This is a genomic window from Mastigocoleus sp. MO_188.B34, assembly GCF_030065675.1.
Classification (GTDB): Bacteria; Cyanobacteriota; Cyanobacteriia; order Cyanobacteriales; family Nostocaceae; genus Mastigocoleus.
The window spans coordinates 1-11,512 of sequence record NZ_JASJDK010000184.1 but is presented as its reverse complement, the minus strand read 5'-3'; the positions used below and the strand labels follow the sequence as shown (position 1 = coordinate 11,512).

10 protein-coding genes are annotated in these 11,512 nt (G+C 36.4%); 1 reads left to right on the top strand and 9 read right to left on the bottom strand.

Annotation, left to right across the window (positions count from 1 at the left end; genetic code table 11):
• Nucleotides 1-11: 11 nt before the first annotated feature.
• Entirely contained in the window at nt 12-386 is a 375-nt protein-coding gene (locus QNJ50_RS26985) for a hypothetical protein (protein ID WP_300641786.1), read from the bottom strand.
• Between the two features lie 583 nt (nt 387-969).
• On the opposite strand from QNJ50_RS26985, the gene QNJ50_RS26980 reads away from it, so the two are divergent.
• Complete coding sequence (locus QNJ50_RS26980; RefSeq protein ID WP_300641788.1) at nt 970-1,323, top strand: helix-turn-helix transcriptional regulator; 354 nt, start codon at nt 970-972, stop codon at nt 1,321-1,323.
• Nucleotides 1,324-2,322: 999 nt separating this feature from the next.
• Here QNJ50_RS26980 and QNJ50_RS26975 read toward each other — a convergent pair.
• The 8 genes from QNJ50_RS26975 to QNJ50_RS26940 form a co-directional block, all read right to left on the bottom strand.
• Nucleotides 2,323-3,066, bottom strand: a complete 744-nt coding sequence (locus QNJ50_RS26975; RefSeq protein ID WP_300641782.1) for a DevA family ABC transporter ATP-binding protein — start codon at nt 3,064-3,066, stop codon at nt 2,323-2,325.
• Between the two features lie 287 nt (nt 3,067-3,353).
• Nucleotides 3,354-4,520 carry an ABC transporter permease DevC gene (gene devC / locus QNJ50_RS26970; protein ID WP_300641779.1) on the bottom strand — a complete coding sequence of 389 codons (1,167 nt, stop codon included), beginning with the start codon at nt 4,518-4,520 and terminating at the stop codon, nt 3,354-3,356.
• A 74-nt stretch (nt 4,521-4,594) separates the two neighbouring features.
• Complete coding sequence (locus QNJ50_RS26965; RefSeq protein WP_300641776.1) at nt 4,595-5,212, bottom strand: GNAT family N-acetyltransferase; 618 nt, start codon at nt 5,210-5,212, stop codon at nt 4,595-4,597.
• Between the two features lie 88 nt (nt 5,213-5,300).
• Nucleotides 5,301-6,323, bottom strand: a complete 1,023-nt coding sequence (locus QNJ50_RS26960; RefSeq protein WP_300641773.1) for an aromatic ring-hydroxylating dioxygenase subunit alpha — start codon at nt 6,321-6,323, stop codon at nt 5,301-5,303.
• A 62-nt stretch (nt 6,324-6,385) separates the two neighbouring features.
• Nucleotides 6,386-7,579, bottom strand: a complete 1,194-nt coding sequence (locus tag QNJ50_RS26955) for an ABC exporter membrane fusion protein (protein ID WP_300641770.1) — start codon at nt 7,577-7,579, stop codon at nt 6,386-6,388.
• 87 nt (nt 7,580-7,666) lie between these two features.
• On the bottom strand, nt 7,667-8,278 hold the full coding sequence (locus QNJ50_RS26950; RefSeq protein ID WP_300641767.1) for a TetR/AcrR family transcriptional regulator: 612 nt from the start codon (nt 8,276-8,278) through the stop codon (nt 7,667-7,669).
• A 287-nt stretch (nt 8,279-8,565) separates the two neighbouring features.
• A complete protein-coding gene (locus QNJ50_RS26945; RefSeq protein WP_300641765.1) occupies nt 8,566-9,255 on the bottom strand; it encodes a hypothetical protein in 690 nt (229 codons plus the stop codon).
• 1,309 nt (nt 9,256-10,564) lie between these two features.
• On the bottom strand, nt 10,565-11,512 hold a 948-nt coding region (locus QNJ50_RS26940; protein ID WP_300641762.1), incomplete at its 5' end, for an RNA polymerase sigma factor, RpoD/SigA family.

Sequence of the window (11,512 nt, the reverse complement as noted above, 5' to 3'; positions counted from 1 at the left end):
ATCGGTCAGAATTAGCGACGATTTCTTTGTGTTTGTCTGTTGCGGTTGCTAGCATTTTGTCTGTTTTCAGATTCAAATTCAGCCGCACCACTTTGAACGTTTCCTTGAACGTTATCTTGTTCTTGATTAGCGCGGCGACTACCACGGTATTTACGTCCACCGTAATAACGCTTACCGTAGCCTCTGTGACGACGTTTGCGATTGATTACTTGTCTTTGGTTATTAACGTTTTCAGCATTTTGCTCGTTGAAGCTACCGTCAAGTGCAGCACCATTTTGCTCATTATATTGGTTGTTGTTTTGACTTTGAGTATCTGCAAATGCTGCACTAGGAGCAATGATTAAACTTGCAGCTAATAGACCAAAAGCGACTGATTTTTTTAACATAATTGAAGACCTCATTGGTTATGTGTTGTTGAGCTTGGTTGTTGAACTTTATCGTTGAACTAGGTTGAATTTCAGTGAGAGTTTTAATTCAGTGAGAGTTGTGTTTTGTTCACTCTAGATTCATTTAATTCATATTAGGAATAAGAACCTTGAGGATGTCCTCCGAGTGAGTTCGTTTTTGTCTGATATTTGAGGATACAAAGTAAGTTCGAGTCATTCCAGATTAAGTCTGATTTTTTTTGGAAAAAATTTTCGAACCCCTTACTATTTCCTAAATTCGGCTTGATATAACATTCCTGGCTGAGGTTATTAACTGTTCCTTGGGAATTTTATTTCAAACCCCTGAGGGAAACACAAGAAAATATCAGTTTCAATACTATTCATAACTGATGTATTTCTATTTTTGTTCCCGAAACAGCTTTACGAACCATATAGGATTGCTATAAAGTTAGTAGTGAACCTAACACCTAATATTCTTAACCCAAGTTCTTGGGTGCGTCAAGTGTTTTGTTAAATTATTTGAGCACTATTTTTTTTTGGTGTTAGGATGTACGACTATAAACAAGACATAAATGCTGTAGCTGTGAAACGTAAAGCAAAACCACGAATTGCCTTTCTCCGCGAACAAGCAGGATTAACCCAGCTTGAGCTATCACGTCTTGTAGGCGTGACCGAAAGTACAGTTCAAAACTGGGAAAGTGGTAGGACTGGAATTAACCATATTGAAAGAGTCGCGAGGTTTTGCAAGGCTCTAAATTGCAGGGTAGAAGATCTGTTAGAGTATGTAGATAATTCATCTAATAGTGATGCGAAACCGAGTTCATTGAGTGAAATTCACGATTTATTAGGAACAAATGAGCCTTCTCTAGAAAAAAATGAGAAATCAGGATTAACTGAAGAAGCACAATCGAATAATAAGTCTAATATTTCACTATAAAAATTTATTTCTGACTCACTTTAGGGCGATTTTCTTTTGCCTGCACCTGTTTGTTAAATTTTTCTATCCGAGCTTGGTTGTTGTTTAAATTGACATTTCAGGTTTATACCTTTTGGATTCATAAGATAGTGGGAAAATACAGAATCTGGAAGTTTAACCCATATTTGTGCTAATTACACAAGAGTCTTCCGATTTAATTTTCCGATTAAAAACGTAAAGTTTTTATATTTTTAAAGTGTATCTCTTTCGCTTCTCCACACTAAAACTAATGAGAAAAGTGCAAACCGAGGTGTAACATACATAATTTATAATATGTAGGCAAAAAAAGTTTTATGCAGTATTTTTACCTCAGCTAGTTATCAATATTGCTGATTCATAAAATTATGAATTAATTGTAAATTCTTACTTTGTCAGCAAAGCTTCCACGCTAGCAAAGCTTCCAGGAAATACAAGAGGAATGAATTATTGAATCTCTCACCTTAGATTCAAATTTACAATTCTTAAGATTAGACCAGTTAAAATTAAAGTCCATAATTTTTTCTTTCATTGAGAATTGATTTTTCTCAAGTATGATACTTATTCTAGAGTAAAAAATAATTGAGAATAAATAGAGAAGAAATCGGGAAGAAATCGAGAATTTACGCGCTCGCAGTCAATCAGAGAAAATAGGTGTTTACGCATAGGTTATGTTGCAACCGCAGTTGTACTCTATTTTCAAAGAGCATGAAATTTAAATTTACCGATGGGTATACTTTCTTTTCCTCTGGCAGAATATACTATAAAATTATAGTTAAAAACCAAGAAATATCCCATAGCGATTGGTTAGTTAATGCGACAAAAATAGTAAATAACGCAACCATTGGTTCTATTGATGCGGTTATTTTAATTTTATTAATAATTTGTTCTTCTAAATCATCATCAACTAATTTATTTTTGTGTATCGATAAATCATTAATTACCAATCACCAATTACCAATTACCAATTACCCATTACCCACATTACCCATTAACATCCGCACCTACACCATTATTTTGAAGATAACCATCTTCCATATAAACAATTCTGTCGGCAATATCAAGGATCCGATTATCGTGGGTGACAAGCAAAATTGTACAACCTTGTTCTTTTGCTAGCTTTTGCATTAATTCCACCACATCACGCCCAGATTTTTTATCAAGTGCAGCAGTGGGTTCGTCTGCCAAAATAATTTTAGGTTGACTGACGAGTGCGCGAGCGATTGCTACCCTTTGCTTTTGTCCACCTGACATATTTTCTGGATAATAATTTGCACGATTTCCCAAACCCACGCTCTGCAACATGTCGTTTGCAATTGTATCCATGTCCGCAGTCAACATATTGTCGTGTAACTCCAGGGACATTCGTACATTTTCTTGTGCAGTCAAAAATGTCATCAAATTATGTGCCTGAAAAATATAGCCAATTTGACGGCGAATCTGTGTTAGATTCTTTTTGCTTGCACCGCAAATGTCTTTCCCTAAAATTTTTAAAATACCTTCATGTGCAGAACGTAGTCCACCGATTAAGGTGAGCAGTGTAGTTTTTCCTGAACCGCTTGGACCAGTCATAATGACAATCTCACCTGGGTAAATATCTAAACTAATATCGAATAGTACTTGTTTGCGCAGTTCACCTTCCCCAAAGTAATGGTTAAGATTTCGAGCACAAATAACTGTTTCTGTTGATGGAGATTGGTTAGAATCAAGAGAGTGAAGACTTTCCATGAGTTGAAGGTGTAGTTAGCTTGAAAGTGTAATTAAAGTCTTATGGCAATACGGTTCAGTTAAGCCTAAATTTCTTCGTAGAGACGCGACAGAGGCTAACGCCGACGCCGCAGCCTCTGTCGCGTCTCTACAGGGTTACTTATTTTAAAAAAAGTCTTAACTGAAGCGTATTGAGTCTTATGGTGGAATTTAAAGATTATTCTTATATCGAATATTCGATATAAAAAGTGATTCCTAGCGTGCCAATATATTTCTATAATTTGAAGCCTATAATTCGAAACCCAAAACTAAAAAATGTCAGCAGGATCCGCAGACTGAAGTTTGCGCATGGCGATCGCTCCGGAAGCAAAGCACATAATGATGGTCATAACAAATACGTTAATGCTTCGAGCTACTGTCATCCCAATAGGAAGCATAGTAGCAGCATATGCGAGTTGATAAAGCCCAAATGACAGCACAAATCCAGGAATGTAGCCCAACACAGCAAGAAGAATTGCTTCTTGTAAAAGAGTTACTAATAGGTAGCGATCGGTGTATCCCATCGCCTTTAAAGTTGCATATTCTGGTAAGTGATCTGATACATCAGAGTAAAGAATTTGGTAAACAATCACAATCCCAACAATGAAACCCATTACTACCCCAAAACCAAAGATAAAACCGATACCAGTACCATCTGACCAATAGCTTTTTTCTGTATCAGCGAAATCATCTGGTGTGAGCACTCGCACATCATTGGGTAGATTTGTCTCTAATTGCGATCGCACCCTTTCAATATCTGCATCTGCTTTCAGTTTAATTAAACCAAGTTCAATGCGATCGGGTTTGCGTTCTGAAAACAATTCCATAAAAGTTGAATCACTGGTGATAATATTGCCATCAGCAGCAAAGGAAGCACCCAAAGTAAATAAGCCTTTTACTTGAATCAATTTACTATTAACTTCAGTCTCAACAGTACCCTGTTTTTTGAATATATCAGCGATTGCTCCGTACTCGGGTCTTCCCGCACGATCAAAAAATACCCGATTTAGTTGCTTGAGTTTTCCCAAGTTTTGATTGACTTCAGGAAAATTAAAGGTAGATTTTGTCGAATCAACTCCCCAAACTAAAATGGCGCGACTAAGGCGAGTTTTGGGATTTTTCCATTGAGCAGTATTAATATATACGGATTGTACTGAATCAACTCCTTCATAAGCCAAGCTTTGGTATAAACGCGCCCTAGAAAAGCTTTTGACTGAGAATAAAGTTTGAAATTGGGGATTAATTAAGACTAAATCTGCTTGTAGCGCTCGGTGAGGTGCTGTTGCTGAATTGAAAAGCGCACCTTCAAAGCCCATCTGAACAAACATAAGAATATCTGCAAAGGCTATTCCAGCTATAGCTACGGCGAAGCGAGTTTTTTGCTTTGTCAACTGTCGCCAAGCTAATGGTGTTCTTCGAAATAACTTGTGAAACATATGTAAATGACTTATCTGAGAAATTTTAGAAGTTATTTAATTAACAATCAAAATTAATTAATAATCAAAATTACCTATCTATTACCGTTTTGAGGTTCTCTTTTCATTGTCCAAAACTTGAGTGGTTGTTCACCGGTTCGCAAAATTTCAAAACCATGTTTTTGGTAAAAGCGAACAGCACCAGGGGTATCAGTTTCCAGATAACAAGGTAAACCTTCTTCGTCTGCTTGTTTGAGAACCGGTTGAATGAGTGAACCGCCAATTCCTTGTCCCTGACAAACAGGTGAAACTCCCAAACCAAAGAGATACCAATGAGGTACGGGCATATCTTGTGTGTGGTATTTGTTAATTAATACAAACAGAGATATAAACTTTTTCAGATTTTTCCAACCCAACTGGAAAGGAATTTTATAGAATCCTGCGAGCATAAATCGTAGGTTATTAAAAGGATATGCTCCTGGTGGGATCCAAATTGCAATGCCTTTCATTTCTGGAGTGGTATATGTACAGTTATGAGGGAGGGAATATCGCAAGCTAGCTTTCCATATATCATGTAATAGCTTATCTTTTAACTTATCTTCTTGGGGTAAGGCATAGCTAAAAAGTGGATCTTTAAGAAATGCAGCAGCAAGGATTTGAGAAGCTTGAACGATTTGTGATTTTTCTAGCAGAATAATTTCAGAAGTCATCATATTTCTTCTCCGTATAACTAGATCAAACTTTATTTGAATAATTTGCAGGACTTATATTACGAGTTCAATACTTATTACGTGTCAGTTTTTAAGCATTTTCTGAATTTGACATTGTCTGAGCCCGTTCGTATAGTTTGTGCCATAAAACTATTCCTTTATCTGCACGAACAAAATTATTAACCTTCAATCCACTCTCTCGAGGTCGAGTTGACATCAAAATTTTGTAGTCATCCGGTTGAACTAGATTTAATTCCACCCAGACAAAAGCTCTGGAAATTAACTGACTAACCCAAGGCATACTGAATGGGGTATAGTAACGGAAATATGCCCAAGTATTCTCTTCATCGATGGGTGTTCCAACTACAAATAATTTGATTCCACCAAAGCCAAAATCAAATATTGCTAAGTTGGGGAAATGTAAGCGATGTCGAAAATTGGCAACACTCATGCTTTGGTTTAATGTTGGGTTATTTGAATTTTGGTTATCTAATTTTTGGTCATCTAATTTTTGCGGTCTGATTTGTCCCCAAGTATGAATTATTTCGCCTTCAACTTTTGCATCAAAGGGATCTAACAAAGTAGAAGAACCAAAACCAGATAACCGAGCAACGTTATGATGTGCGAATACAAAATGATGCAGGTCGATTAGTAAACTCTCTACAGCCCGAGTAAAAGGAACATTCCAACTCATCATTCCCGAAGCCCAACGTTTTGGATGGTCTTGCAATTCTTCAAACCAAGGAATTTGGGATTGTTCGGGTTGAGTTTCTCCCCACCACAACCACACTAAATTATGGGCTTCTTTTACTACATAAGGCTTTACCCACATTTTTGAACTGATGTGAGCCTTTTCGCCTTCACAAGGTATTAAGGTGCAATTACCTTGATTGTCAAAACGAAAACCATGATACGGACACTGCAGACAACCATCTACCACCTTACCTAAAGCAAGACTTGCACCTCGGTGAGGACAGTGTTGAGCCTGACAAACGACTGTACCACTACTGTCTCGCCACAAAACTAAATCAACACCCAAACGCCTGAGCGCAACAGGTTTTTTATTGATCGTTTGCGATTCAGCGATCGCCCACCATTTGTTCTTTAAAAACATAATTTCTCCTTATATCAAACATTCGTTATAAAAAATTAAATGTAAAATAGCGCAAATAATTTTTACAGTTCTATTGCTGTTTCTACCTGTAAATTGGTCAACCCTGAAGCACGCTTGCTATCTTCAGGATTTAAGCGGATTTTGACATCAACAACACGACGATCTAAATTTTCTCCAGGCTGGTTACTAAAAACATTTTGGCGATTAACTTGCAAACCAATTTGAGTTACTTCCCCCTCCAACTTACCAGTCAATGCTTGTCCGCTAATAATTGCTTTTTGTCCTACTTTTATTTTAGATATATCAGTTTGATAAACCTCTGCGACTACCATCATTTGACTTGTTTTTGCTATTTCGGCGACACCAGAATCACCAATTTTTTCACCTTTACGAACATGAATCTTAATAATTTGCCCTACCATTGGAGCACGGATATAAGGTTGTTCGAGATTAGTTTTGGCTTGTTTAAGTGTGGCGATCGCACGATCTAATTCTGCTCGTGCAACTTTAACATCAACCGGACGAACTTCAGCAATTTGGTTGAGAGTTGCTTTGGCTGCGTTAATTTGTTCTTGTCCAGAGGAAATTATACGTTTGAGATTGGCTTGGGCTTCAGCTAATTGCTGTTGTGCAGTTTCCCAGGTCAAGCGTTTGCTATCTCTACTTGATGCAGAAATCGCTCCTTCTTGATAAAGATTTTGGTTGCGTTGATATTCCGATTGAGCATTATTTAATTCAGCTTGAAGTCGGGCTATTGTTGCTTTCTGGGCAGATATTTGTGTGCTATTTTCTGCCTGAAGTCTGGCTATGGTTGCTTTTTGAGCTGTTATTTCCCCGGATTTAGCACCAGCTTTTACCTGCGCTAATTTAGTTTCTGCCACTTTCACCTCTTTTTCGGCTTGGGTAACAGCATCTTGTAAACTTTTGTAAGAATCTAAAACAGCAATGGTTTCTCCTGCTTTGACAGTATCCCCCTCCTTTACCAATAATTGTGCGATTCGATCTCCATCCAAAGCTAAAGGTGCGGATAACTCAATTACTTCCCCTTCCGGTTCGAGTCTTCCTAAAGCGGTAACTTTCTTTACAGGGTATGGTCGATTAACTGCTTGAGCAGTAGGTTTTTGGAGTGATTGAAACTGAGATAAACCATAAACAGTAAGTATACCAGAGACCGCAGTAGCAACTATTATTAAACCTAATAGGTTTTTGATAGCAGGTTTTTTACTTTCAGACTTAGGGAGTATTTCTTGACTCATACTTTCTCCTGTTAGTTCTCTAAATTTTGATTTTCTAAATTTTAATTTTCTAAATTTTTAATTTTCTAAATTTTAATTTTCTAAATTTTAATTTTCTAAATTTTTAATATCCAAATTTTGACTCTTTAAATTTTGATTATCTAAATATTGACAAACCATCTTTTTGAGTAATTCTCCTTGCTCCTCGTAGGAAATTACATCTCCTTCAAACATACGCCCGATTAATAACCCATTAACCACGTTCATGATGAAACTTGCTAAAGCTCGATCTTGAATTTGTAAGTACTTAGCAAGTTCTTGTCTTGTCTTTTCCTGAACTGTTTGAAGAATTTTATTATTTAAAACGATAGCTTTTCCTTGCTGCTGATAGAAGTTACATAATATTAGTGTTTGGTTGATAAAATAATCTTCATTTTTAGCAAGGAAATCAATTAAAGTATGAATTCGCTCTGGTAAAGTTTCTACGTCTTGTGCTTCAGCCAAAAAATCAGAAAGATCCCGTTCGGCTTGCTCTTCAATTAGCTGTAAGAATAGGGCTTCCTTATTGGGAAAATAATGATATAAGGTTCCAGTTGAAACCCCTATTTCTTTTGCAATCTCACGCATGGTGATAGATGCATAACCCTTTTGGGCAAATAAATCAAAACTTTTCCATAATAATTCTTTGCGGTATTGCTCGTGGTCTACAATTTTCGGCATAGATCTACACTGGATTTATTTTTAAGGCGTAAAGATAAGGTACTAATTATCCCATTTACTCTACTCCTTGGCGATCGCGACTAAACATTAAACTCAACTCTCCAATACTATAATAGCATCTATATCAAACGTGCGTTATAAAAAATAAAAAAGTCTACCATTAATCACAAATCAAAATATATTGGTCATCAATCATCAATTCCCCTTCAAGTACTAGCGAACAATGACTAATGACCAATGACTAATGACCAATGACTACAGGAACATTCCATAGTGACTATTTGTGTTTATTGACCTTTGCACATTTGTAAGACCCGGCGATCGCTGTGACCAATGGAACTTAAGCGATAGTAATTTTGAAGTTTAACAGAATGGCTGTAGTTAGTAACTCCAGCATTATCCGTACCAGAGAATGTTCTTACAGAAGCGACTTGAGGTGTACTAGTTTCCCCAGGATAAGCATTGACTGTCATTGCGAGTCTTCCATTTTCACGCAATGCTCCTCGAAAACAACTAAATTCTGAACTAGGCATATACAGTGCGCCTGTAACAATACCATGCTTCCGTTCAAAAATTATGTAACCTTTACCTAATTGTCCTGGTTGGGGAGATTGACCGTAGAGATAAACTCCATCTTTTTGGGGTAAAGTTGTCCGTTTGCGAAATAAAGAAGTGCTTATAGAAGCTTGATACTGATTGATATCGCCAACTGTTTTCAATGATGTGTTCCAATGATAAGAATAATGTTCATCATTGCTAACAAAAAAATTAGTACTTTGTGAAGGACTATAGGAGGAAAAAGAGCCTGTTGCAGTTTGTGAATTCAATGATACAGTCCGGTACTGATGCATTGTTTGAATTTGACTAGCAGATACCGGATTTGTAGTATCCGCAAATACTCCAATAGCTAAGGAAAGAGCGACAAAGGGGACTTTCCAATTTAGATTTGAAGATAGACGCTTGATATTATTCAACATTTTGTTCCCTGTCTTAAAGCACGTAATTTTATGAATAATTGTTTTTGAATTTTGGGTAATATCGTCTTTTACTTACATTGTCTGACAAAAAATACTTAAATAAATAAAACTTCAGTTTTTTTTGTCGAATATTGGTCGGCTGAAATATTAGCTGATGCGACTATTACATTCACATAGTCCAAAATCTGCTGGAATTTAGTCACAATACGGTCTAATTTTTCAAGATTCAATTATCAACAGAAGTTAACAATTTATAAATCAGTCAATGATGTTGACTAGAAATTAAACAATTATGGGTTGCAAGTTTTGAGTCAAAAATCTTGAGTCACAAATGTTTAGGTTTGTTATCCAATTAATGCTTTGTGGTTGTGACGTAATGTTTCGGACTAAGCTAAAAGAAATTTACTATGATATTAACTAAATTACTTTGCTGTGCTCACTTGAGACTTATTTCTTAAGTCTATATTTTACAAACCTTAAGTTTAGATTATATCTGCAATTTATTTATCAACGAACAAAAATTATTAGAAATTCCCCCTTCTGAGATGTTACACATTTTTTTGGTTGTTACTTTTAGGGTGTGATAAATTAGCAGACAAAGTAAGTGACTTAGATCACATGAAAACAAAAAAGTATTAGTATTTTGATTTAGATTATCCAAGTAAATAAAATCTTGCTAGAGTATTTGCCTTATTTGCTTCAAATATCTTACTTTTTTAGATTCATCAAACTTTAGTCAAATAAATTTGGCGTAAATTGAGAAAATCAGGGAAAATTTTCTAAGTAATTTAATAAATAGAAAAAGATAAATTGTTAAATTGCAAAATATTTTCTAGTTATTGCTCCTTTCTTCTAGTAAAATCTACGGGAATTAACTTTCTTTGAGTTAATACAAGCTTTAGGAATTACTTTTCGGAATTTTTGCGGAATATTTTCACTGGATTTTGAGAAAATTTCTGGAATTAAGTCGATAGCTCGAAGAAAATCCTGATTTCTTTAAGTTTGTAGTTGTTCCTCATTGGGTAAGGTGCAAAATTTTGAGGTTTTCAGAAAGAATACTGAGACTAAATTTAAGTTGATTATTCTTTTTAAGAAGGAGAGAGGAAATATAAAGTTTGGGGGAAACTTCAATAGAGAGGATAAGAAAACATTGGAGACGCAGCATTGCTACGTCTCCATAATGGGAAGAAAGGGATTTTGAGAAGGTGGAGGAAAATATCCAACTTAAAAACTCAACTTCTCTTTTCTATTTAAAGAATTTTGTTAGAGAATAGTGGGTAAATTTGAGTAAATCTCTAGTGCTTGTGATTTAACTAGCAACATATTCTTTAACATTAGCCCGACGGCGACGTAGATGAGCAAGAGCTTGATGTTCCAACTGACGAACCCGTTCTCGACTGAGGTTTAAACGTTCTCCAACTTTTGCTAAAGATAATTCGTTCCCATCTTCCAAACCGAAACGCAAACAAAGGACTTCTCTTTGCTGGGGTGTGAGTTCGGCTAACAAGTTGTACAAATCTTGGCGCAAAAACTCTTGGGTAGTGTAGTGTTCTGGAGAAGGTCCTTCATCTTCCAGCATTTCTTGTAATTCAGTGTCTTGGTTGTCACCAACACGAACATCCAAAGATACTGGTTGACGAGCCATATTAAGATATTCACGGATCTGACTGGGCTCTAAATCCAACTCTTTTGCAACCTCACCTGGTAAGGGAGAACGACCTAATTTTTGAGCTAATTCTCGTTGAACTTTCTTGATTTTATTCAGTTTTTCAGTGATATGAATGGGAAGACGTATCGTACGTCCCTGTTGAGCGATAGCTCGAGTAATAGCTTGACGAATCCACCAGTAAGCATAAGTTGAAAACTTGTAACCTCTAGTCGGATCGAACTTCTCCACACCTCGTTCCAAACCTAAGGTTCCTTCCTGGATTAAATCCAGAAATTCCATATTCCGCTTCTGGTATTTTTTCGCAATTGCAACAACCAAGCGTAAGTTCGCTTCAATCATTTTTTGCTTCGCTCGTTTCCCTTGGTGCACAGTTTGCTTTAATTCTTTCTCGGAAAGCTTGACATTATGCGACCACTCTTCCAGGGTTGGCGAACGATCTAATTTTTTGGTTAAAGCATCTTTCGCTTCAACCAACTTCATCATTTGTTGTACTTGCTTACCAAAAACAATTTCTTGTTCGCGGTTCAGCAATGGTACTCTACCAATCTCGCGCAGATAGGTTCGCACCATATCAGCCGTGAATTTGGT

Excerpts from the sequence above, each read along its gene's own strand:
- QNJ50_RS26985 (WP_300641786.1), bottom strand. The coding sequence starts at position 386 with ATGTTAAAAAAATCAGTCGCTTTTGGTCTATTAGCTGCAAGTTTAATC.
- QNJ50_RS26975 (WP_300641782.1), bottom strand. The coding sequence starts at position 3,066 with ATGGAAAGTCTTCACTCTCTTGATTCTAACCAATCTCCATCAACAGAA.
- devC (WP_300641779.1), bottom strand. The coding sequence starts at position 4,520 with ATGTTTCACAAGTTATTTCGAAGAACACCATTAGCTTGGCGACAGTTG.
- QNJ50_RS26965 (WP_300641776.1), bottom strand. The coding sequence starts at position 5,212 with ATGATGACTTCTGAAATTATTCTGCTAGAAAAATCACAAATCGTTCAA.
- QNJ50_RS26960 (WP_300641773.1), bottom strand. The coding sequence starts at position 6,323 with ATGTTTTTAAAGAACAAATGGTGGGCGATCGCTGAATCGCAAACGATC.
- QNJ50_RS26955 (WP_300641770.1), bottom strand. The coding sequence starts at position 7,579 with ATGAGTCAAGAAATACTCCCTAAGTCTGAAAGTAAAAAACCTGCTATC.
- QNJ50_RS26950 (WP_300641767.1), bottom strand. The coding sequence starts at position 8,278 with ATGCCGAAAATTGTAGACCACGAGCAATACCGCAAAGAATTATTATGG.
- QNJ50_RS26945 (WP_300641765.1), bottom strand. The coding sequence starts at position 9,255 with ATGTTGAATAATATCAAGCGTCTATCTTCAAATCTAAATTGGAAAGTC.